Origin of the sequence: Dysgonomonas sp. 521, assembly GCF_010501055.1 — a bacterium.
Lineage (GTDB): Bacteria > Bacteroidota > Bacteroidia > Bacteroidales > Dysgonomonadaceae > Dysgonomonas.
Genome location: NZ_QVMO01000035.1, coordinates 15,160 through 39,130 on the forward strand (window position 1 = coordinate 15,160; position 23,971 = coordinate 39,130).

The 23,971-nt window shown below is 40.4% G+C and carries 20 protein-coding genes; 16 read left to right on the forward strand and 4 right to left on the reverse strand.

Going from position 1 to position 23,971, the window contains the following annotated elements; translation table 11 throughout:
* Positions 1-643: 643 nt before the first annotated feature.
* Positions 644-3,094 carry a DUF5686 and carboxypeptidase regulatory-like domain-containing protein gene (locus tag D0T84_RS11260; RefSeq protein WP_163307969.1) on the reverse strand — a complete coding sequence of 817 codons (2,451 nt, stop codon included), beginning with the start codon at positions 3,092-3,094 and terminating at the stop codon, positions 644-646.
* Positions 3,095-3,244: 150 nt separating this feature from the next.
* Here D0T84_RS11260 and D0T84_RS11265 point away from each other — a divergent pair, with 150 nt between their 5' ends.
* The 12 genes from D0T84_RS11265 (at position 3,245) to D0T84_RS11320 (ending at position 15,148) form a co-directional block, all read left to right on the forward strand.
* Entirely contained in the window at positions 3,245-4,633 is a 1,389-nt protein-coding gene (locus tag D0T84_RS11265) for an aspartate kinase (protein ID WP_163307970.1), read from the forward strand.
* Between the two features lie 484 nt (positions 4,634-5,117).
* A complete protein-coding gene (locus D0T84_RS11270) occupies positions 5,118-5,939 on the forward strand; it encodes a MotA/TolQ/ExbB proton channel family protein (protein WP_163307971.1) in 822 nt (273 codons plus the stop codon).
* Between the two features lie 71 nt (positions 5,940-6,010).
* Complete coding sequence (locus tag D0T84_RS11275; RefSeq protein ID WP_163307972.1) at positions 6,011-6,622, forward strand: biopolymer transporter ExbD; 612 nt, start codon at positions 6,011-6,013, stop codon at positions 6,620-6,622.
* Positions 6,623-6,659: 37 nt separating this feature from the next.
* Positions 6,660-7,322, forward strand: a complete 663-nt coding sequence (locus tag D0T84_RS11280; RefSeq protein ID WP_163307973.1) for a biopolymer transporter ExbD — start codon at positions 6,660-6,662, stop codon at positions 7,320-7,322.
* A gap of 22 nt (positions 7,323-7,344) precedes the next feature.
* Positions 7,345-8,181, forward strand: a complete 837-nt coding sequence (locus tag D0T84_RS11285) for an energy transducer TonB (protein WP_163307974.1) — start codon at positions 7,345-7,347, stop codon at positions 8,179-8,181.
* A gap of 109 nt (positions 8,182-8,290) precedes the next feature.
* Positions 8,291-8,485 carry a hypothetical protein gene (locus D0T84_RS11290; RefSeq protein ID WP_163307975.1) on the forward strand — a complete coding sequence of 65 codons (195 nt, stop codon included), beginning with the start codon at positions 8,291-8,293 and terminating at the stop codon, positions 8,483-8,485.
* 34 nt (positions 8,486-8,519) lie between these two features.
* Positions 8,520-9,506, forward strand: coding sequence for a PstS family phosphate ABC transporter substrate-binding protein (locus D0T84_RS11295; protein ID WP_163307976.1), 987 nt, complete (start codon positions 8,520-8,522; stop codon positions 9,504-9,506).
* Positions 9,507-9,548: 42 nt separating this feature from the next.
* On the forward strand, positions 9,549-11,201 hold the full coding sequence (locus tag D0T84_RS11300) for a tetratricopeptide repeat protein (protein WP_163307977.1): 1,653 nt from the start codon (positions 9,549-9,551) through the stop codon (positions 11,199-11,201).
* A gap of 220 nt (positions 11,202-11,421) precedes the next feature.
* A complete protein-coding gene (gene metK / locus D0T84_RS11305; protein WP_163307978.1) occupies positions 11,422-12,690 on the forward strand; it encodes a methionine adenosyltransferase in 1,269 nt (422 codons plus the stop codon).
* A gap of 69 nt (positions 12,691-12,759) precedes the next feature.
* Positions 12,760-13,638, forward strand: coding sequence for a DUF4271 domain-containing protein (locus tag D0T84_RS11310; protein ID WP_185155731.1), 879 nt, complete (start codon positions 12,760-12,762; stop codon positions 13,636-13,638).
* Positions 13,629-14,387, forward strand: a complete 759-nt coding sequence (locus tag D0T84_RS11315; protein ID WP_163307979.1) for a uroporphyrinogen-III synthase — start codon at positions 13,629-13,631, stop codon at positions 14,385-14,387. Before D0T84_RS11310 ends, D0T84_RS11315 begins: the two co-directional genes overlap by 10 nt.
* Before the next feature lie 62 nt (positions 14,388-14,449).
* On the forward strand, positions 14,450-15,148 hold the full coding sequence (locus D0T84_RS11320) for a M48 family metallopeptidase (protein WP_163307980.1): 699 nt from the start codon (positions 14,450-14,452) through the stop codon (positions 15,146-15,148).
* 191 nt (positions 15,149-15,339) lie between these two features.
* Here D0T84_RS11320 and D0T84_RS11325 read toward each other — a convergent pair whose 3' ends face one another.
* Positions 15,340-15,822, reverse strand: a complete 483-nt coding sequence (locus tag D0T84_RS11325; RefSeq protein WP_163307981.1) for a cytidine deaminase — start codon at positions 15,820-15,822, stop codon at positions 15,340-15,342.
* 295 nt (positions 15,823-16,117) lie between these two features.
* On the opposite strand from D0T84_RS11325, the gene D0T84_RS11330 reads away from it, so the two are divergent.
* The 4 genes from D0T84_RS11330 to D0T84_RS11345 all read left to right on the forward strand — a co-directional run bounded on the left by D0T84_RS11330 (position 16,118) and on the right by D0T84_RS11345 (position 20,314).
* Positions 16,118-17,032: a glucosaminidase domain-containing protein gene (locus D0T84_RS11330; RefSeq protein ID WP_163307982.1), complete on the forward strand. Its 915-nt coding sequence runs from the start codon at positions 16,118-16,120 to the stop codon at positions 17,030-17,032.
* Between the two features lie 35 nt (positions 17,033-17,067).
* Positions 17,068-17,973 (forward strand): DUF3078 domain-containing protein, encoded by a 906-nt coding sequence (locus tag D0T84_RS11335; protein ID WP_163307983.1) that lies wholly within the window; start codon positions 17,068-17,070, stop codon positions 17,971-17,973.
* A 134-nt stretch (positions 17,974-18,107) separates the two neighbouring features.
* Positions 18,108-19,394 (forward strand): DUF4468 domain-containing protein, encoded by a 1,287-nt coding sequence (locus D0T84_RS11340; protein WP_163307984.1) that lies wholly within the window; start codon positions 18,108-18,110, stop codon positions 19,392-19,394.
* A gap of 152 nt (positions 19,395-19,546) precedes the next feature.
* Positions 19,547-20,314, forward strand: coding sequence for an SDR family oxidoreductase (locus tag D0T84_RS11345; protein WP_163307985.1), 768 nt, complete (start codon positions 19,547-19,549; stop codon positions 20,312-20,314).
* 142 nt (positions 20,315-20,456) lie between these two features.
* On the opposite strand, the gene D0T84_RS11350 is transcribed toward D0T84_RS11345, so the two are convergent.
* Both D0T84_RS11350 and D0T84_RS11355 read right to left on the reverse strand, forming a co-directional pair.
* Positions 20,457-22,007 carry a fimbrillin family protein gene (locus D0T84_RS11350; RefSeq protein ID WP_163307986.1) on the reverse strand — a complete coding sequence of 517 codons (1,551 nt, stop codon included), beginning with the start codon at positions 22,005-22,007 and terminating at the stop codon, positions 20,457-20,459.
* A 321-nt stretch (positions 22,008-22,328) separates the two neighbouring features.
* Positions 22,329-23,867, reverse strand: coding sequence for a transcriptional regulator (locus D0T84_RS11355; RefSeq protein ID WP_163307987.1), 1,539 nt, complete (start codon positions 23,865-23,867; stop codon positions 22,329-22,331).
* Between the last annotated feature and the right edge of the window lie 104 nt (positions 23,868-23,971).

The window sequence follows — 23,971 nt, forward strand, 5'->3', positions numbered from 1 at the left end:
TGGAGAATATTGCAGGGGCGTGCAATCCCCGGTGTCGGTCGGAAGATTCATCTTCTAATTAATATGCTATTTATCAATCACTCATCAAGATGTTCTTTCCTGTTAATTGACTCCGTCGATTCTTCGTTCAGCGAAGCTAATTGCCTCCTGCTTTAGCTGGAGGACAAAATTAACGAAAAAAAAAGGACTTTAGTCAAAAAACAACAGGCCAAACAGGTTTGGCTAAAGCCTTTGTTCTCCTTTATTTATAACGACTTGAAAGTCGTGGCAATTCATTAAAATACAATTATTTATGCGAATCAAGGGCTAAAAAGCACAGTAACTTATTGTCCCGAAGGGACTGAAGGTGGATAACCACGGGTAAAACCCGTGGCAGGAACTGACAGAAGAATATGTCTCCGTAGGAGGCAAATAGCAAAAAAAAATGTCATTCGCCTCCTACGGAGACGGTCTATTTCTACCTGCTTTTGCCACGGGCTTTACCCGTGGTTATCCATATTAGCCCACTTCGTGGACTTAGACCCCTGACTGCAAAACAGAAGATTGATTTATAATAGTATACTGCAACCCAAAGCAACCCTTGATTGGCATTATTTAAAATCTTCCGGCCAACACTAGGCAAACCCTGACCCTACAATAAAAATTATTCCACCATTCTTTTTATATTTTCAATGTCGAATAATACCCGTATTCCGAAGTTCTGATGTTTGCCCTTGCGGAAAGAGGCGAAAGCCCCTATGTTCAGCAGTTTTGTGAAGTTCAGGGAATACCCTGCTTCTGTATAGAGTTTCATATCGGGAGTGTACAGGTTTTTCAGGTGGAGGCTTTCATTAAATAGTTTTCCTTGCAGGAACGGAAGCCTTTTCAGTAAAATGTATTTACTTTCATAATTGATGTTAGACCTGATCCAGTACCTGTTTGTAGAAGCGGCATAATTGTCGAGCAGCATAAAAGAAGTAAAAGGCGATTTCAGGTTCACTGTCACATTAGACGTGTTGAAGTGCTGGTAATCGGCAAAGTGCAACTTGTCGTTATTCCCGATAGATCCGCCACCTTCCAGCCCGTAATCCAGATTGGTGAATTCGCTCAGTTTTATATGCTGGTACAATCCTCCGGCGAGTTTTTGATATTTGGAATTGTTTGTCTGCCACGATGAAAATCCCTGGCTATATCTGATGTAGAAAGTGGGGGAGGTGTATTTTACGTACCTTTTAGCCCCGTCATTTATTTCATAATAAGCGTAAGGCGTATAGTCTATGCCCAGATAGGCTGCGGTTTTGTCGAACCTTTCGCCGGGGAAGATATTCGGTTTTATCTTTTTCTTCTTCCCCCATGTATAATCCGTAGAGTTGTGCAGGCCGCGCCGTCTGGCTATTTCCGCTCCTGTTATCAGTTTCAGTCCGTTTGCCAGATCAATGTCGTTGAAGGCCGAGACGTAATCTTTCTGGTAATAGAAATTGTAGTTTTTGCCATAAATCAGCGAACTGGAAAAGTTGTTGAAGCGGTGTATCCCTTCCGGATTGAAATCCGCACTGACCGACCCTGCTGATATTTTGAGTTTGCCCTTACGCATGGGCGCATACGATAGGTTTATATCTCCGCCTCCCAAGAGCCTTTTGCGGGAAAGCGTATAATATAGATAAGGGGAAATGTCGAGCCTGTTGTGTCTCCCTGTTTTGGTAGAAATGTCGAATTTCTGCCCCAGCCACCATCCGTCTACGAAGTTGAACTCTTTCAGAGTCCCGTTCAGCAGTCCTTCGCACCGCACGGTTACTTTACCGGAGTCTGAGTTTAACCTGCCGCCGTTGAGGATGCTTTCGAATGAAAATCCCGGATTCCGGTGTTCTTTTCGTACAGAATCCAGATGTTGCTGTATGGAGTCTTTCCGTGTCAGTGTGGCGATTTCCCTTTCTTCCAGAGGGACTACTCTTATCTTTGTCCAGTATGCCGAATTCCGTTTTGTGGCAAGGCTGTCGGATGTGACGGAATAGAGGGAGTCGTGTCTTTGTATTTCGAAATTTCTTTTCTTCGGTTTCTTTTCGGCCAGTTCTTTTACAATATCCCCGTTTGTTTTTATATCTGTATAAGTCAGGGATGCGTAATAATTCATTGTCGCGTTTATTCCCAGAATATTGATGTCGGCCGCAATGAGATAAGTGATAGGCAGGTAGGTGTTTGCCGATACTTCCTGAAATGAAACGGTGTAGGCTTGTTTTACACCATAAGCATTGGTGTTGAGTTCAGCCGAATAGATATGCCACGTATTGTCAGCTATATAGATATAGCCATCGAAAAGAACAGGGTCTTTCAGCTTGGGCACCACCTTAATCTTATTTACAGTCGTTCCGTTTTCTTCCGAAAAACCTTCGTAACGGAACTTATAGTATGAAAAAGCTTTCGGGTTCAGCGGCGAAATGTATGAGGACACCTTAGGCATATACAGTGATGAATTTATCAGTTCCATCGCGTCTTCAGAATCCAGATCGTCGGGGATACTGCTCGAAAAAGCTTTTACAGTCTGCTTGTATCTGTCCGGCGCGGTAAATTGTATTTCGTTGAATGACTCCTGCATGAATACCTGCTCTTTGAAGTCGGAAAGTTTTATCCCTTCTTCCTTTTTCGCCATCTTATCTATGAAGGAAGATACTTTGAGCAGTTCGGCATTTGCCTTTATATATACGTCCGCCGTGTATTCTTTAGCCGCACCCGCATACAATGGGGCTTTTTCTATCGCTTTGCGCATGATGGGGTAGGCGGGGTCTTCCTCATTCGATACAGTTACTTCGGCAAGGGTAAACGGATTTTCGGTAAGGGTAATGTCCAGTGTTGTTGTTTGCCCCTGTTTTATCCCGATATTTCTTTCTTCGCGTTTAAAACCGAGGCATTTATATTCTATCCGGTAATTTCCGGGCGAAAGGGTTGTCTGGTAATAACCGTCTTCGTTACATACCAGTCCCTGATTGATATCCTTTATATAAATGGTAGCGCCGTACAGGGCCTCTCCGGCCGTATCGGTAATCCTGCCTTTAAAGTTCTGGGTGTAAATTTGTGTAGATAGTATAAAGCTAAGAATCAGTAGGGTAATGTATCTCATATTGATTTTATTCGTCCGCCGACTTTCTGTAAGTTTCTGCAAATATATTATTTTTATTACAAAAAGATTACATTATTCTATATTCCCCTGTAAAGTGAGATTATTTTATTATTTTTGCGCTGAAAAAAATATAAAATATTATTTATTGAAATGCTTACTGTAGAGAAGATTGGCGGAACCTCCATGTCCCAGTTCAAAGATGTGCTGGAAAATGTTATTATCGGAAAACGGAATCCGGACGAAATGTACAACCGTATATTTGTGGTATCCGCATATAATAACGTGACAAACTGGCTTCTGGAACACAAAAAGACCGGGGAGCCGGGCGTATATGTGCAGTTTCTGGAGAACGCGGATTACAGTATCGGCCTTGATAGTTTGTGCCAGCGGCTCTTGCTTATAAACAAAGGCTTCGAGGAAATCGGGCTTAATCTTTTAGAAGCGAGGGAATTTATTACATTCCGTATCAAGCAGGCAAAAACAATGCTCCACAGCCTGAGCAAAGTGTTGGCTTCGGGTTATGTAAACGCGGAAGATATTTGCCTTGCCGCCCGTGAAATACTGGCATCGATAGGCGAAGCGCATTCGGCATGGAATACGGTGAATATCCTGAATAATAACGGTATCTCGGCTAGGTTTATCGACTTGTGCGGGTTTAACGATTCGTTGCCACTCACCATTGACGAACGTATCCACAGAGCCTTCAAAGGTATCGACTTTAGCAAAGATATGTGTGTATCTACCGGCTATACCAAAGGTACCGAAGGTATTATGCGTGCCTTCGACCGTGGCTATACCGAGGTTACATTCAGTAAGATAGCTGTGGAAGTAAATGCCGGTGAGGCCATTATCCACAAAGAATATCATCTTTCCAGCGCCGACCCGAATATAGTAGGTGTGGATAAAGTTATCCCCGTAGGAAGGACGAATTTCATCGTGGCCGATCAGCTTGCCGATATAGGTATGGAGGCCATTCATCCCAAAGCCTCCAAACCATTGGAACTGGCAGATATAGATATACGAATAAAGAATACATTCGAACCGGAGCATCCGGGAACATTGATAACGAAACAATATGTTTCGGAAATACCTAAGATAGAGATTGTTTCGGGTACAGACAAAGTGTTGGCTGTAGAGATTCATGATCCTATGATGGTGGGAGAGGTAGGGTTTGACCTGAGGATAATGCAGGCGTTCGCAAAATTCAACGTGAGTTATATCCTTAAATCTACAAACGCGAACTCTATTACCATGGTAGTATGGGACAATTATAAATCACGGGAACTGATCACAGAACTTGAGACTATATTCTATCAGGTTATTGTAGAACGTGTCGCTCTGGTGTGTGTGATGGGCACAAATATTGCACTCCCGGGCTTCTTGTACAGGGCATCCAAAGCGTTGTATGATAATGAGATAAATGTAGAAAGTTTTGCCCAGTCGCTACGGCAGGTGAATATGCAGTTTGTGATCAGGAGAGAACACTATAAAAAAGCGGTAATTGCACTTAACGATGAACTGTGCGTAGGGAAGAATTAGAACATTATTATCCGGTGACGGAAGAATAGAAAGCAATCGTATGTTATACCGGATATTCCGGAACAGCTAGTGAATATTGATTAATAAGGTTTTTTTTATATTTTTTTTATTGCGTGGATTGATTTTTAATTCTATTTTTGTTAGCTGAAATAAAAAAAGATCATTTAATACCTTGTGGGACACCTGAATTTAAAAAAGAAATTCCACATATACAGATATATAGACCTTTGGATTTGCTTGAACATTCTCTATTACAAAAGTTTTTCTTATTGAAAAATAAAAATCTTATTTCAACGTTCTGTTTTATTAGGGACATGAATGAAAGTGCAATTTTAGGTGCGAAATACTTAAAAAACTAAAATAATAGTATATTTGCATCCTATAATATTGACACTGCTTTTTTATTTAATATAAATGGAGATTATTGATATAAAAATATAAATTTAAAAATTGATTCACTAAACTTAAATTATTTATTATCATTATGGAAACTAAAAAACAACAACCAAAACAAAAACCAAGATCTAAAGGCGTTTCAGCTATGATAGTAGTTATTGGATGTGCTATTGTTGCGCACCTGTTCTTCTATCTGGTTGCAGGGGATGCTGCTAACTTCGATGAGAAAGGTCATCCACTACCGGGTAATTCACTAGGTGCATTATATCAGGGAGGATGGGTAATTCCTATCGTTATCACGCTGTTGCTTACTACACTTACACTTTCAGTAGAAAGATTCTTCGCATTGAACAGAGCTAGCGGAAAAGGTAGTACATCAAAATTTGTGATGAATGCAAAAGCTAAATTGGAAGCTGGAGATATCGCAGGTGCAACAAAATTGTGCGATGAGCAAAAAGGATCTGTGGCTAATATATTAAAAGCTGGTTTGATTAGATATTCAGATGTAGAAAAACTAACAGATAGAAACAACGACGAGAAAGCAGCGATGATCCAGAAAGAACTGGAAGAAGCTACAACTCTCGAATTACCATATCTACAACAGAATTTATCAGTTATCGCTACTATCTCTACCCTGGGTACATTGATGGGGCTGTTCGGTACGGTACTTGGTATGATCCGTTCGTTTGGTGCGATGGGACAAGAAGGTGCTCCTGACTCTACTGCCCTTGCCGTTGGTATCTCTGAGGCACTTTACAATACAGCAATGGGTATCGGTACAGGTGCTGTTTCTATCATTTCTTATTCTTATTTCTCAGGAAAAGTTGAAGATATGACTAATGCTGTTGATGAAGTAGGTTTCGCTATTGGCCAAACATATACTACTCTTCACGGAGGTCTAAATAAATAATTAACAATTTTTTCCGGAACAATTTGTGGAATTCTTATGGATTTCCACTCTAATAAGTAAACAATAAGAAAATGGGAAAGACAAAAGTAAAAAAACAAGAAACGTTCATCGACATGACAGCGATGAGTGACGTTACTGTACTCTTGCTCTGTTTTTTTATTCTTACAGCGACTTTCTTGCCAAAAGAACCCGTGCAGGTGATAACACCACAATCGGTGTCGGAGGTAAAGGTGCCTGAATATAATGTTCTGAATATATTGATAGACCCCACAGGAAAAGTGTTCTTGAATATAGACAGACCCGAAAATAAAAAGGCCGTATTGGAGCTAATGGGACAAGACTATGGTGTTACTTTTACAGATAAGCAGATAAGATCTTTCATAGAGCAAACACACATCGGTGTGCCTATGAACAGAATGGCTGCTTTCCTGGATATGCCATTGAGTAGTCAGGATAGTGAGATAAAGAAATGGGGAGTACCAACAGATAGTGTAAACGACCAGTTTTCACGTTGGATAAAACATGCGCGCGAAATAGGAGGCGATAATATGGGGATTGCCATCAAAGCAGACCAATCTACACCTTATCCGCTAGTAGATAAGATCATGAAAAGTCTTGTAAAGATGAAGGAAAACCGTTACAGCCTAGTAACTGCTCTAAGGGGAATGCCTGACGGCGTATAAAAATCATGATTTAAAAATTTAAACAAGAAAAAAAATTATGGCAGAAGTACAACAGTCCGGTGGTGGTGAACAGAAAAAAGGTAAACCCAAAAGACAGAATCTACGAGTAGACTTTACTCCGATGGTGGATATGAACATGCTTTTGATATGCTTCTTCGTATTCTGTACCACGCTGAGTAAACCGCAAATCATGGATATTGCGATGCCTACAGACCAAAAGCTGACTGAAGAGGATGAAGTAAAAGTAAAGGAATCCAAAGCTATTACATTGATATTAGGAGAGGATAACAAAGTATATTATTATGCCGGTATTCCTGACTATACGGATTATACTACCTTGAAAGAAACAGATTATTCTCCGGAAGGTCTTCGTAAAATATTGTTGGAACGAAATGCTCCTATCGTAAGTAAAATGAGGGAGTTGAGACATGAAAAATTCGTTACCAGAAAGAATATGCCTGAAGAAGAGTTTAAGACAAGATCGAAAGAAATTAAAGATGATAAAGATGGGCAGGTAGTAGTTATCAAGCCTACATCTGAAGCTAATTATAAAAATCTTGTCGATGCTTTGGACGAAATGCAGATTTGCAGTATCGCAAAATATGCAATCGTAGATATGACAGACGGAGATCAATACCTGATTGAAAATCTGAAATCTAAAGGAGCTTACGGGGCTAACGCCGCACCACCAAAAAATTAATCACATTAGAAAGGAGTAAATTATGGGAAAAGATATCAAATTAAATTCCTCGGAATGGTGTGATGTAGTTTTTGAAGGTAAGAATAAAAATTATGGAGCTTACAAGCTACGTCAATCATCGTCGAAAAGACATATTGTCGCATTCTTGGTAGTCCTTGTATTTGCGATATTTGTGTCGGCTTTGCCCGGTTTGATTACTGTGGTAAAGAACCTGACCCAAAATCAGTCGGGACCGATGGAGGATACGTTCGAGTTGTCTAATATTCCGGTAGAACAAGAAATTCCGGAAGAAAATAAGATCAAACAAGAAACTGCGCCTCCGCCTCCACCGTTGAAAACAACTGTGAAGTTCGTTCCTCCTAAAATTGCAAAGGATGAAGACGTGCGCGACGATCAGGAAATGAAGGCTCAGGATGAGGTTTTGGAAACAAAAATCCAGATTTCTGTGGCCGACGTGAAAGGTACAAATGATAAAACAGGTGTCGACATCGCTGAGTTGAGAGAGCACAAAGTGATTGTTGAAGAAAAGCCGGTTGTAGAAAAACCTTTCGTTACTGTAGAACAGATGCCGACATTCCCGGGTGGCGAAGCAGAAATGCAGAGATATATCGCCAGCAATCTTAAATATCCGGTAGTGGCTCAGGAATCAGGTATACAAGGCCGTGTAACAGTACGCTTCGTTGTTTCCAAAACAGGAGCTATCGAAGATGTAAACGTTATCCGTGGTATAGACCCTTCGTGCGACAAAGAAGCCGTGCGTGTGGTAAAATCGATGCCAAAATGGATTCCCGGAAAACAAAACGGGTTGAACGTGCCAGTGTACTTTACGCTTCCTATTGTATTCCGTTTGAAACAGTAAGGACACTTCTTTGAGATTTTTATAAAAAATTGAAAATAAGATTTAGTAAAGAAGAGAAGTCGGACTATGAATACCCCTTCTCTTCTTTTTCCAATAATATAGGATAAGTATGAAAGACGGAAAAAAGTTATCGCCGAAAATGATATTCGGTATTTTCATGGTGTTTTTTTACCTGTGTATAGCCGTATTGATGGTATTTACCCCTTTGTTTGAAGGCTTAAACTGGATATTGCGTGTCATTATTGGCATATTGCTGTTTATGTACGGTATATTCAGGGCCATTCGTGCGTGGAGAGAATTTTAATGGAGAAATTATCCTGTAAAAACAAAATTATCGTATGAAAAATCTAGGTCTTTTTTTCCTTATATTATTGATTGCCATGTCTTCGTGCGCAGACAGGAGAAATATTACGCGGACCGACACTACGACCAGCGGCATAGCCGAAATAGCAGTAGATGAATGTTTCGCACCCATTATACAAGAACAGGTAGACGTATTCGGAGCGATGAATAACGAAGCCCTGATTATCCCTATCTTTACCAGCGAGAACGAAGCGTTCAATATGTTTATGAATGACAGCCTGCGTGTGATAATCGCTACACGTAGACTTACACCGAATGAAACACAGATTATAAAAGAACGGAATCAGGTACCACGTACCCAAAAACTGGCGATTGACGGAATAGCCCTTATTGTGAATAAGGCCAATGCAGATACACTGATAACCGTATCTGACCTGAAAAGAATAATGACAGGAGAGGTAAAAAGCTGGAAAGAACTGAACCCCAACTCTAAACTGGGGGATATATCAGTCGTTTTCGACAGCCCCAATTCGAGTACTGTCAGATTTATAAAAGATTCTATTTGCGGGGGACAAGCCCTCGGCGAAAATATAAAAGCCCGGTCTGCCGATAGTGTGAAAACAACGAATCTGTCGGACCGTACTCCAAACCAACAAGTGATAGATTACGTGGCCGCTGTGCCCGATGCAATAGGTGTTATTGGTGTCAATTGGATCAGTAACCCATCAGACCCTAAAAATTTAAGTTTTATTAATAGTATCAATGTAATGTCGGTAAGTACAGAGGATAAAGCTACTGCTGAAAACAGTTTTAAGCCTTTTGCCGCCTATCTTGTGCTGAAAAAATACCCGTTGACGCGAGATATTTTTATTATAATCTCGGATGTCAAAGGAGGATTACCTTCAGGTTTTGTTAACTTTGCTGCTGGAGAAAGAGGCCAGCGTATTATACTCAAGGCCGGCCTTTATCCTGCGAATGTTCCAACAAGGTTAGTGAGAGCAAACCCTACCTTGAAAGATTAAAACCTTTTACGATAAAATATTAATATAAATAATAGTATAGAAATGAAAATGAAGTATTTAGTAGGCGCATTATTAAGCTTTATGATCAGCTTGTCTGCATTTGCGCAAAATAGCCCGGGTGCAGATTACCTGAGCCTAGGCGAAACAAAACTTGCAAAAGAGTATTTTACAAAGAATACAAGTCAGAACCCTGAAGAATCTCACTATTATTTAGGAGAGATTGCTTTTAAGGAAGGTAATATGGCCGAAGCAAAGTCTCAGTATGAGCAAAGTGCAGCTGCTAATGCAGAACTTGGCTTGGGCGCGGTAGGTTTAGCTAAATTACAGTTGAAATCGAACCAGAAAGCCGGAGAAGATCAATTAAAAGAAGTTCAGAAAAAGAACAAGAAGAACTCTAAAGTCCTTTTGGCTATAGCTAACGCATATTTTGACAATGGTCTTAAAGATAAAGCTACTTCTATGATAGCCGAAGCAAAGAAGGCTGACAACAAGTCTCCATATCCGTACATTCTGGAAGGAGATATGCTTGCTAAGGAAAACAATCCGGGCGGAGCAGCAGGTCAGTACGATCAGGCCATCTATAAAGACGCTAATTGTGTGTTGGCGTATATGAAAGGCGCTAAAGTATACGAATATATCAACCGCAACACAGCAGCAGACCTGTTGAAGAAAGCGATCGCTATCAAACCTGAATATAAAATAGCAAACAAAGACCTTGCTGATCTTTATTACAGGGATGGTTTCTATCCTGACGCTATTGCGGCATACAAGGAATTCTTTGCAGGTGGCGATTATACTATCGATGACATTACACGCTATGCGGCATCGGAATATTTTACAAAAGGATATTCGGAAGCAAAGAGAGTGATAAGTGAAGGTCTGAAACGTGAACCTAACAACTTTGTGTTGAATCGTCTGTTGATGTATACCGAAAATGATACAAAGAACTATAATGATGGTCTGGTTGCCGGAAATAAGTTCTTCTCGGTACCTCTGCCTTCCGATACTACTCAGTATCTTGTATCTGACTATATGGCGTATGCTAATATTCTGAGCGAAACAGGCGATAAGCAGAAATCTATAGAACAATATAAGAAGGCTATTGAACTCGACCCGAGTAAGGTTAGCCTGATTAGAGATATAGCTACTACATGTGCCAAAGATAAGATGTATGCAGAAGCAGCTAGCTATTACAAAGAGTACATCAAAATGCTCGGAGATGAAAAAACAGATGCTACAGACTATTACACATTAGGTAGCTATTACCTGTCGGCAGGAGCAAACGTGGAATCTAACACAGCATTGACCCCCGAAGAAGTTAAATCTCAATCACAGGCACTTTATAAAGAAGCAGACGCGGCCTTTGCTGTAGTTGCCGAACGCAAACCGGATAGCTATCTTGGATTCTATCAGCGCGCGCGTACTAACTATCAGATGGACCCTGATTCTGAGCTGGGATTAGCAAAACCATTTTATGAAGAAACTGTAAAAGTTCTTTTAGCTGATCCGGAACCAAATAACAAAATCCTAATCGAAGCATACAGCTATTTGAGCTATTACTATTACCTGCAATATGATAAAGGTAAAAAAGCAGATGATAAACTGAATGTAAAAAACTATGCTGAGAAAATTTTGGAGCTTGATCCTGAAAATGGAAACGGACAGCAACTGTTTGATTGGGCCAGCGCTAAATAAGACTGGTATTTAACTGATATACTAAACCCGTACTACTTGAGTACGGGTTTATTTTTTTTATAAATATTATGATTTAGTAATACAGAAAAAACTGTATCTTTGCATCCAATTAAGTGGATAGATTTGTATTGATTGCAACCACATGAAAAAATGCTAAACCATTTTCTGCTCTGCATAATACATTCTTCCTATTATTTTTTTTTATAGTAATAAATTAATTATGAGTTATTTATTTACATCTGAATCTGTGTCGGAAGGACATCCGGATAAAGTTGCAGACCAGATTTCAGATTCTCTATTAGACGAATTTTTGGCCTATGATGCAGATTCAAAGGTCGCATGCGAAACGTTGGTTACTACCGGACAGGTAGTATTGGCAGGAGAAGTAAAGTCGAAGGCGTATATTGATATTCCTGAGACAGCTCGCAAGGTTATTGAACGTATAGGTTATACAAAAAGCGAATATCAGTTCGAAGCACAGTCTTGTGGCGTATTTTCAGCTATACATGAGCAGTCTGATGACATAAACAGGGGCGTTGACGGAAAATCAGACCCGATGGATCAGGGTGCGGGAGACCAGGGCATGATGTTTGGCTATGCTACCAATGAAACTGATAACTATATGCCTCTGGCCTTGGATTTATCACACGCGTTATTGCAGGAGTTGGCAGCTATCCGTAAAAACGAGATAGCGTTGATGCCATACCTCCGTCCCGATGCCAAATCGCAGGTGACGATCGAATATGACGACAACGGTACACCTTTAAGGATCGATACGATCGTTATTTCCACGCAGCATGATGAGTTTGCAGACGATGCTTCGATGCAGGCTAAGATAAAAGAGGATGTAATCAATATCCTTATTCCCCGTGTAAAAGAGAAGTATAAGTTCAGAGAAGATATTACGAAGCTTTTCAACGATGATATTATATATCATGTAAACCCTACGGGGCGTTTCGTTATAGGAGGCCCTCACGGAGATACCGGTCTGACAGGCCGTAAGATAATAGTAGATACCTATGGCGGCAAAGGCGCTCATGGAGGCGGAGCCTTTTCGGGTAAAGACCCGTCTAAAGTAGACCGTTCGGCAGCTTACGCGGCGCGGCATATCGCTAAAAACCTTGTTGCGGCAGGCGTTTCGTCCGAAATACTGGTACAGGTGTCGTACGCTATCGGTGTTGCCAAGCCGATGAATATCTATGTGAACACATACGGAAAGAGCACATTGGATATACCGGATGGCGAAATAGCGAAAAAGGTGGAAAAACTGTTTGATATGCGCCCTAAAGCCATCGAACAACGTTTGAAGCTCAGGAATCCTATTTACGCCGAGACAGCCGCTTACGGACACATGGGGCGCAACCCTGAGGTTGTTGCCAAGCATTTCAGGTCTCGTTACAATCCACAGGGTATTACCCGCGAAGTGGAGCTGTTTACATGGGAGAAACTGGACTATGTGGACACCATAAAGAAAGAATTTAATTTGTGAAGATAATATACTGCACATACTTGGTTTGCCGATCAGGTATGTGCGGTTTTTTTTTAACAGTTCTGTATTTTGGTAAGGGATACAATATCATATTTTAGTGTTATTGGAGATAGTGTCGCAACACAGGATACTATATCCCGTCATACCTTTTCATTCGATCCTGTCAAAGGAGAGATTGTGGATGCTACAACATCGCAGATGAATGCATCTACAGAACACAATCCCGATGATATAGTAAGACATTCCGGCGAGCGCCTGCCGTTCAATCTGGAGCAGACAGACGGTATTTTTTGCCTGTTGGTTATATGCATACTTTTCTTTGCGCATATTTACAATGGGGGCGTATCTTTTCTGAAAGAGAATATTGCATATTTGTTTTCGCCTCAAAAGGCTTCACGGCTGCATAACCAGACTACGGTAAAGGAAACGATATATAGTTATTTTCTTGTGTTTCAGGCTGTCGCGCTTATCGCAATATGTATTTATGATATATTCATCGATTTTGAGACACCGGGGCAAAGTAACGGAAGGCCATTTGTTACAATTATAACCTTTATCGTTATTATAGCCTTATTCCTGGGCATAAAAGATGTTGTTTACAAGATTATAGGATATATTTTCAACCAGCAGAAGACTATGGACCTTTGGCGCAAGACATATATGGTATCGGTCGAAATACTGGGTATTATTTATTTCATACCCACATTATTTCTGATTTATTCCAGTTACTACCATACGCAGATATTCTGTTTTATGCTGATATTGTTTCTTATCGTTCAAATAACACTTTTTTACCAAATAATAGTCTTTTTTATCAATCAAAAATTTAACTTTTTGTATTTGATTGCCTACCTTTGCACCTTTGAAATATTACCATATATATTTTTATCAACAGCATTGATCTATTTATATAGAACCGACGTTTTTAACACATTATTATGGCTTTAAAAGTAAAAAAAATATTGATTTCGCAGCCTGCCCCGGCAACAGACAAATCGCCATACTTTGATATTGCCGAAAAATATCATTTACAGATGGATTTTCGTCCTTTTATACGGGTAGATGGGCTCGATGCAAGAGAATTCAGACAGCAAAGGATTAATATACATGATTATACAGCAATCGTTTTTACGGCTAAAATTGCTATAGACCATTTCTTCTCTTTGTGTGAAGAGTTAAGGATAGCGATGCCGGAAACAATGAAGTATTTTTGTATATCCGAAGCTGTCGCCCTGTATCTGCAAAAATATATCGTTTACCGTAAGCGGAAAATATTTTTCAGCACAACAGGCAAAATGGATGGCTTGGCAACTGCCCTGACAAAACATAATAAGGAAAAATTTATTGTTCCTGTATCGGATGTTCATTCAGAAGACCTTACAGCTATTCTGGACGAGAAGAAAGTAGATTATACAAAATCTGTCATGTATCGTACCGTAAGTAACGATATCACAGAAGCAGAGATACTTTCTTACGATATGCTGATATTTTTCAGTCCGGCGGGAATCGTATCGTTGTTTAAGAATGCTCCGAATTACAAGCAGGGAGAACAGGCTATAGGTTGCTTTGGAGCATCCACTGCAAAGGCAGTGCGTGATGCAGATCTGAGGCTCGACTGTGAAGCCCCGCTGCCGGGTATTTCTTCAATGACTGCTGCCTTAGAGGCATTTATTAAAGCAAACCAAAAAGCGAAATAAGCTCAAAAAATAGACAAGGAAAAGCTTAACTGTATTGTTAAGCTTTTTTTATATCGTATCGTATGGTCATTATAGATAAAGATTTAGGCGAGATAAGGCTTGTGATGAATAAGCAGGCCAGGCGCATCATTGTCAGGCGCAAAGACGACTACCTGCAACTTACATATCCGCCGTCGGTGAGCCTGTCGTATATCGAAAAGACCATTGAGGAAATGAAGCCCCGCCTGAAATCACTGAAGGAAAGAAAACCGGAGCGGATGGTTTTTACTCCTCAGGCTGAATTTTCTACGTTTAGTTTCCGTTTGCAAATCGTAGCTAGCCCGTCAACACATAATTATTATGTAAACCTGAAGGACGGCATATTGTCCATATCCTGCCCTATAGGCACAAACTATGAAGATGAATCCGTACAGGCTACGATACGTAATCTGATAGAGAAAGCCCTCCGCTACGAAGCCAACAGGCTTTTCCCGTCAAAAGTCAAGTCATTGGCAGAGCAGTATGGCTTTAAGTACACAGGGGTGAAAATAAATAAAAGCCGCACCCGCTGGGGGAGTTGTTCCTCAAAGAAAAGCATAAACCTCTCATATTACTGCATGCTTTTGCCGGAGCATCTTGCCGACTTTGTCATCCTCCATGAATTATGCCATACCATAGAGATGAATCATGGCGACCGCTTTTGGCTATTACTGGATAAAGTATCCGGTAACAGGGCACAGGAGTTGACCAAAGAGCTTAAAGCCTTTAAAACAATACTCTAACCAGACAGACAATATGGCAAGCCCCAATATTATTAAATTAAGGATTGCAGGCTTGTATATTTAGGACTGGAGGCCGGTCTTATTTCAAACGCCTTGAAGCCGGAACATGTGAGTATGGAGCAGGCGCGCTGAAAGCACAGGTCAATGATGAGGCTGAAAACAGTTTTCTGTTTTTCTTGCCTAACAGTTTCTTAGTCAAACAGAGATTCTTTCCCGAAACCTACAGGGAGCAAGGCCTTGGCCGATTCTAACTCGTATATTTTATTATCCCCGTACAAAATCACTTTCATAGGGCTGCCGTACCTGTTCTCTGTTTCCAGCAATACCTGCCTGCATCCGCCACACGGGCTGCACGGGTTTGCGGTAAATTCCCCGTCATGGCAGGCAGCTACAGCTATTGCCTCCACGGCAGTGTCAGGGTATTGCGCATTGGCATGGAATACTGTTACCCTTTCGGCACACAGCCCCGATGGATAGGCGGCATTTTCCTGATTGCTTCCGGTAACTATTTCCCCATTCGAGAGTAGTGCCGCAGCGCCCACATAGAACTCAGAATAAGGGGCATACGCGGTTTTTGTTGCCGATTTAGCTTCGATTATAAGTTTTTTTATGTTTTCGGGGGCTTCTTCAAAGGTGTAAACAAGTATCTTTGTTGTTAAATTTAAACTTTCCATATTTATTGATGTTATATAGTAGTAAGAAAATTTAATAACTGTTTAAATTTTATTCGTTCAAATTTTTAGAGATGCTTTTTTACATACGCTTCGCTCCTGTGACCGCTGGTTGAGTTGAGAGAAAGTAAAAAACAGCCGAAAACAGACTAAAAATGAACGAAGAAAAAGGTATAATAAAATATTCGTATAAAATTTAAACAGTTACTTAATATAAGGAAATCTAATAATAATTAACGACTGTTATTATACTTACAAAACAATGAATGGGTCTGTGACCTCAAAATATTTTAAATATATGAAAAAAGCGAATAGCTCAGGTATATCTTGCAAACTTATTATTCTTTCTGTGTTCATTTTTCTATCCACAGCCTTGGCATATTCTCAGGCAAAACGAAACAAAGTATATAATGACTATATCGATACATACAAGGAAATCGCTATAGACCACATGAAGAAATATCAAATCCCGGCCAGTATAACCCTTGCTCAGGGCCTGCTCGAATCGGGTGCGGGCAAAAGCACCCTGACCCAAAACTCCAATAACCATTTTGGTATCAAGTGCCATAACGACTGGACAGGGGAAAAGGTCTATCATGCTGACGATAAGCCCGACGATTGTTTCCGCAAATATAAAAAAGCGGAAGATTCGTTCGACGACCACTCGCGTTTCCTTGTAGATAAACCCCGGTACAAGAACCTTTTCTCCCTGAAAATTACCGACTATCGCGGATGGGCAAAAGGCTTGCAACAGTCAGGCTACGCGACCGACAAAGCCTATGCCAACAAATTGATAAAACTGATAGAAGACTATGAGCTATATCAGCATGATAAGAAAGGGAATATAAAGAATACTGTAGAGACAAAGGAGTATAGCCATACCCCATATAAGACTCACAACCTGATTTATATAGTAGCCGAAGATGGCGACACATTTGAAGACATCGCAGAAGAATTTGGCTTTAAGGTGAAAGATTTATACAAATTCAACGAAGTACCCGAAGGTTATCCGCTGAAAGCCGGGGATCTGGTTTATTTTGAGAAAAAGAAATCCAAGGCAGACATACCTTACTACGAACATGAAGTACAGGTAGGCGAATCTATGTACAGCATCTCACAGCTGTATGGTGTCAAGGTAAAGAATCTTTATAAAATAAATAAAAAAGACTTCGAATACGTTCCGGTAGAAGGCGACGTTTTAAAACTAAGATAATCGATACAAAATACACAAATTTTAAATTATTAATGATGAAACATTTATTAGTGACTCTTATTCTTGCGGGTTCATTCCTGTCAGTATGTGCTCAAACTGAGATTAAAGTCGAGAAAGATACGCTAAAGGATGGAAAATTCTATCTGAATGGCGTGACAGGCTTTAACCTGTCTCAGGTAGCCCTTAGCAACTGGTCGGCCGGGGGCGAAAGTTCGTATGCAGGAAATATTTATCTGAACGGAACTCTCGTTCGTAAAAGCGGCAACTGGCTTTGGGCAAACGCTTTGGCTCTTGATTATGGATTGACGCGGACTGAAACTCAGGGTACGCAGAAAGTAAGCGACAAGATAGATTTCACCACCCAGCTAGGATATACTACCAACAATAAATGGTATTATACCATTATGGGGGATTTCAAAACCCAGTTTTATAAAGGATACAACTATCCGGATAAAGAAAATTATATTTCTAAGTTTATGGCACCCGGATATTCGAATATCTCCTTAGGGATGGAATACCGTCCCAATGAGAGTTATTCGGTTTATTTTTCTCCTGTTGCCGGTAAATTGACATTCGTACAGGATGATTATTTGTCAGACCTGGGCGCTTTTGGAGTAGATCCGGGAGACAAATTCAGAGCCGAACTGGGTATGTACCTCAAAGCCCGTGCGCAGAAGACTCTGATGGAAAACGTCACCGCTATTACATCTGTCGACTTCTTTACGGCATACGACAAATCGTTCGGTAATATTGATGTAAACTGGGATTTGCTTATAAACATGAAGATAAATAAATTCTTGTCTGCGTCCATCAACACCACCCTTAAGTATGACGATGACGTGAAGGTACTTAAAACTGCCGAGGATGGTACGGAGATAAAGAAAGGGCCGAAAGTGCAATTCAAAGAAATGTTAGGCATCGGGGTAGCATACAGCTTCTGATTTCCGGGCTAACAGTTAACATATCTGAAAATGGTATCAATGTAGAGTTGATGCCATTTTTTTTATTACAAAATCTTATTGACTTGTTTCTGAATTTATACTACTTTTATAGTGTAAACAATAATGCGAATACAATGAAAAAATGTTTTCTATTTACCTTATGTGCAATTTTTTCGCTTGTCCTCAATGCGCAGAATGATTCGAAATACCTGAAAGGGGCTGTGCCCGAAGTGAACGGAAAAGTTGTTTTCTCAAAAGCCATTCCGGTGAAAGGGCAGGTTACCGATGACCAGCTTTTCTCATTGATGAAAAAATGGGCTGCTAATAACTATGGAGATATTCAGATTGAAGATTTGAATAACCGGGTTTTGTTAGCAAATCAGGAAACAAGGAACATTGCCTGTTCCGGAGAAAAATACCTCGAATTTAAGCGGAGCGCCTTGGTGCTGGACAGGGCAAAAATGTCTTACCAGCTGATACTGGAAATGAAAAACAAGACGTGTGAAGTAACGGTACGGGGAATCAAATACAATTATTCGGATAGTAAGAAACCCCTTCCCGCCGAGGAGATGATTACTGATGAGTATGCCTTGAATAAGAAGGGCGATAAGCTGAACCGGTACTATGATAAATTCAGGGAACATACAGTGGATAGTATAAACAGTATATTCAGGTCTATCGATGTTTACCTGAACGGAATAAGTACCACCGGCGCGGCGAATACGGCAACGGAGGTAAGCCGACAGGCGGAACCGCCGGTTCAGGTACCCGTAAGGCAAACTGAGCCGGAGAGGGCGCCAGTAGCGGCACCAGTCGTGGAAACGCCATCTGTACCCGTAGCGGAGGTTATGCCATCTGTATCGGCGCCTGTGGCTGTGTCTCAGCAGGCATCATCCGTTTCTGCACCTGCCGGAATGGAAGGCTATAAACAAGTAGCACCCGACAAGATACCTGGAAATATTATAAAATTGCTGGGAGACTGGACATTGATCACATCAGGCACGGCCGACCAGACTAATGTAATGACCGCATCGTGGGGCGGACTGGGTGTATTCTGGGAAAAACCCGTATCCATCTGTTTCCTCAATCCTACACGATATTCGGTTCAGACAATGGACAAAGGCGATACATATACGATCTCATTCTATACAGAAGCTTATAAAGACGCGTTGAGATATTGCGGCTCGGTAAGCGGACGTACTACAGATAAGATAAAAGGGTCGGGGCTGACACCAATAAAAACGCCATCGGGGGCTACAGCCTTTTCGGAAGCGTGGATGATCTTCGAATGCAAAAAAATAGTATCCCAACAGATCTCTCCGGATGCGGTAGCAGACAAGAGCCAGCTAAAAGATGACTGGGGCAAAAATGGCTACCATAAAATGTATATCGGCGAAATACTGAATGTTTGGATCAAGTAACACCGCCTCCCAACCTCCCCAAAAGGGGAGGAGTAAGCGAGCCATATTAGGTATGGGGACAGGTGTTTATTTTTATTCTTAAACTTATATTACCCTCTCTGCACGCCTCCCTTTTGGGGGAGGTTGGGAGGGGGTGCTTTATACCAATCTATATGAGAAAAATAGCATTAATAACAGGCGCTACTTCAGGTCTGGGAAAGGCAATCGCTTTGCGGTTGGGGAAGGAAGGATATAACCTTATCATAACAGGGCGCCGTAAAGATCGTCTGGAGGAACTGGATAAGGAGATAAGTATCAACTACGATTCTAATGTGCTTCCACTATGCTTCGATGTAAGGAAATACGAAGAGGTAGAAAAAGCTTTGGGCAACCTTCCTCAGGAATGGAAAAATATAGATATTCTGGTCAACAATGCCGGACTGGCTGTCGGACTAGACCCGATATACAAGGGTGTGGTTGACGACTGGGAACGTATGATAGATACCAATGTAAAAGGCTTGTTGTATGTCACCCGTGTAGTTTCGCCGGGTATGGTAGAACGCAAATCCGGGCATATTATCAATATTGGCTCTATTGCCGGAAAAGGAGTTTATCCGAATGGCGCAGTCTATTGCGCTACCAAATATGCCGTGAATGCCTTGCATCAGGGTATGCGTATGGACTTATTGCCATACAATATACGGGTTACGCAGGTATGTCCGGGAGCTGTAGAGACGGAATTTTCACTTGTACGCTTCAAGGGCGATCAAGGTAGGGCAGACCAGGTGTATACCGGTTATGAAAACCTTACCGCTAATGATATTGCCGAAACCGTCTATTTTGCAATCTCTCAACCTCCGCATGTCGATATTCAGGATATACTGGTAATGCCTACGGCTCAGGCTACCGGGAATATGCTCCATAAAGAAGAGAAGAAGTAACTGTTTAAATTTTATTGCCAGTATGAGAGGGATTGGTTAGAATACGTCACTATTTTTTGTCAGTTACTTAAAGATAAATTGTCCCCCGAAAGGTTGAACCTTTTGGGGGACAGTTTATTTTTAGATAATAGTATCAACCAGACTATTTCCAGCCTGTATATTCAACTGACAATTCGTAAGAAAGATTTCCTGATTCCCATTTTCTTACAGTCATATAATCTTTATCATTATATGTAAGTGTATATTGATGGTATAACATTCCATTTTTATAAGTTTCCACAACATTGTGAGTGCCAAGGTATGCTAGAGATAACAATGATTCTCTAAATGGTGTCCAATAATCATCTTTAAACAAATAGTCGCGTAGCCATCCCTGTATATTGAGATTGATAAAAGGCGAGTTTTTATCATCATAAACAACAGATACAGTGGATTCCAAATAAGAGTTCCCGTTTTCGTCAAAATTTACTATTTCTGTTCCTGTCTGATACACTTCGTCATTACCCTCATTATCTATAAAGCTATCTTCATATGCAATAGTTACATTCCCTTGTCCATAAGTAAGGTCTACATTTGCGTGTTCGCGAAGGTCAAAATTAGTTGAATTCAAATATCCGGTATATTCTTTACTTGTCCATCCCATTATTTTACTATCACTATCATTGTATTTAAATACATATTCGGTGTATTTAGGGGCAGAGTTGCTATTAGACCAATACCTTTCAGCAATTTCTACACGGTTTAGCACATCATATCTGAATACAGTTTTGATTATATTATTTTCATTCTGTCCACCTTTCTCCGTTAATGTAGACGGGAGTAACTTATCTGCCAAATCTTCGCTAGCACCACCATTGATTGTTTCTCCGGTTTCCCAATCATCTACATCGGTACCGATACTAGCCACATCGGTAAGGTTTACAACCAGATTGAATGTGTATTTCTTGCTTGATTCGAGTGTCAGATTCTGGCTCAGGGTATAGAACAGTTCTTTGCCCGAACTCAAAACAATTTTAATAAATTTTGTTCCCGAATTTACCGTTTGAGGAACTGTTATACCTAAATCACCATCCAACTTTACTTCCTGTATGCCTGATGCCGCACCCAGACTGCCGTCTTTGCGATTAAACTCTATTGCTGTAGCCGCATTTACGATACTTACCTGAGCGTCTGTCAGGTCGGGACTTCCATTACCGGCCGTAAGCGATACATTTACCTGTGAAAGCATGTGCTTGAACGTTAAGATGATTTGCCCGTCTGTAGGAGCCTGAACGAATGCAGGGCAAAAAAGCAGGTCGGAAGCGTAAATCGACGAAGCGTCTGTTTGGTCTGAAGCTACAGAAAACAGATATGCATCTTCGCTGCCATCATTGTAAGGATGATAGGCTGAAATTTTAAGCGAATTGCCATTGTCGGGGAAATACAGAGTGGATCCCGAAAGGTTTCCCTGCCCATCGCCGGTATAAGACAGGTTTTGCGTGTAAGTTACAGTTGGGGTTGCCACGTTCTCAGCGATAAATACGCCTACTTTTTGTCCGTTTGCAATCTGTGTACTCTGATAAGTGGATTTTAGTAGCGAAAGTTTCGATGAAAAACGAATCTCTTTATTCCCTGACAGGTTCTGGCTGCCATCCTCGTTACTACAAGAAACGAGAAATAAAATCGCACAAATGATTCCGAATAGTTTTTTCATAATTGATAAATTAATAGTTCTACAATAGTGTCATTTATTTCTTACTAGGTCGCAGGGGATTTATAATCGCCTGTATTTAATTGCCAAGATTTGTAATTAGTGTTGGTCGGAAGTTTGATTCATAAAAGATGTTTTACAGTTTCGATATTTTGGGGTTTTATCTTTTTCGTTTTGTGTTAAAATAAATTCAAAGCTACGGATTAGAAATCGGTGAAAAAAGAGGCAATTTGCCTGATATGGGTTTTTATGTCAATGAAAGATAGGTAACAGATTGATTGTTGATCTGTTAACTTTTTGGCAATATGGGTTTGATATTGCTTTTTATGGTCGGGAGTCGATGTATTCTTTGATGTTTCCCAGAGGTTCCACGCCTATTTTTTTTCGGATGGATGATCTTTTCATCTGCACTGTGTTGGGCTTTAACCCTGTTATAATCCCTATTTCGCCACAGCTAAAGTTGGCATAGGTCAGGCAACAAATGCGGAATTCGGTTTCGTCAAGTGCGGGGTAGTCGTTTCTCAGGCGGTCGAACAATCCCCGGTGAATCTCATTCATGTCCTGATAAAGCAAATCCCAGTTTAGGGAATCTTGCCCATACACAATTTCATTAAACACCTTTATCAGCCGGTGGTCTTGTTTGTTGTCTCCTTTTACATATTTTTCCAGTGTGGCTGCTTTTCGCAGTATATCGAAATGATGTAATAACATGCTTCTCATATTATTTTCTTTTTCATCGAAGCTTTTTGACATTTCTATCAATTGCAATATCTTGTTCTCGGCTTCCAATATTTCATTTTCTTTTTCCAATGCATCTTTTTTGTGCTGAACAGACCTTTTGTAAAAGAATAACGCGATAATACAAATGACAAAAAACAAGGAAGAGAAAATAAGCTGGGACTGCTGCTGCTTTATTTTCAATCGGTTATTTTCGTTCAGGAACTGTTCGTATTTATATTTTTTCTGTAGTTCCAATATTTCGGGATTCTTATTTTCATTAACAATGGTATGTAAGTTTTTTGCATATTCTTTATAATATGATAGTGCCTGTTTGTAATCCCGGCGTCCTTCTTCTATGTCCGACAATCCCCGGTATATACTGGTCAGGGTGACCAAATTGCCTTTGCTGCGGGCAAAGGTTAAAGATTTATCAATATAGAATGCAGCCGAATCCAATATACCTTTTTTTATAAATGTTTTTGATAGGTTCAGATTTAATTTCATTTGAAGAACACTATCTGCCGAATACTTTCCCGATTCTTTCACGTATTTGTTAGCTGTATCATATTCGCCGATTTCGCGGTATGTGACACCAAGGTTTAGAGTAGTATTGGCTATTTCCACACTGTCATTGGCTATATGTGCCAGGTCTAAACATTTATTATAGTAATAAAATGCACTGTCTCTGTTCGACATCATTAGATATGAATTACCAATGAGGTGATAGGAGATAATCTCACATTTATAGTTTGTAGCTTCATTAAAAGAATCAACCGCAAGAAGAAAATACTGTATTGATTTTGATTCAGAATATTGTTTTTGGAAGATTCTTCCGATCGAACTTTGAATTAATCCCCGCAAGTTAGGATTTTTAATCTTGCTTACATACACTTCTGCATTTAGGAGTTCCGGCATAGCCTCTTTAAATTTATTTTGTTCGAATAGAATCATGCCGCAATAATAGTAGGCTAGTGCAGTATAGTCCATATTATTTTCGTTCAGGTAGAAGTCCCTTACCTCAAAGATGACAGTATCGGATGTTATATCCTTATAGGCTTTGTATTTCGCCTGTATCTTCAGCAGGTTGTATCTGTGGAGAGGTTCGCCATTCAGCTTGCTGGGGGGTATTGAGTCTAGTGTCATGTCAATCTGATATTGTCGGATAAAGTTTTTTTAATTTAATTCTGGCCTTATCATTCGTGAACTGCCAGTTTATCTTGGAACTTCTATTATTTCTACTTCTCTGC